We start from the raw sequence: 327 nt of genomic DNA on the forward strand, positions 1-327 counted from the left end.
AAGGCTCCGAAAGCCTTGCTCACGATCCCGCGAAATCGTTGCTCACGATCGTCTGAAATCTCTGCTCACGATCCCCTGAAATCCGCGCTCACGATCCCGCGAAACGCGCACTCGACCGTGCTTGACGACTTCTCGCGCTACATCTTGGCCTGGAGGCTTGGTCCCACCATGTGCGCTTCCGATGTCACAGCCGCCCTCGACCAGGCACTCGCCGCATCCGGTCTTGACCACATCGCCGTCGCGCACCGGCCAAGGCTTCTCAGCGACAATGGCTCGAGTTACGTGGCAGACGATCTGGCCAAGTGGCTCGACCAGAAGGGCATGCAG

General features: G+C 61.2%; 1 pseudogene. It reads left to right on the forward strand.

The features are described from left to right. Positions 1-111: 111 nt before the first annotated feature. A pseudogene (locus QJT78_RS52435) lies at positions 112-327 on the forward strand (DDE-type integrase/transposase/recombinase); the annotation flags it as partial.

Origin of the sequence: Bradyrhizobium sp. Mp27 (assembly GCF_029953005.1) — a bacterium.
GTDB classification, from domain to species: Bacteria; Pseudomonadota; Alphaproteobacteria; order Rhizobiales; family Xanthobacteraceae; genus Bradyrhizobium; species Bradyrhizobium barranii.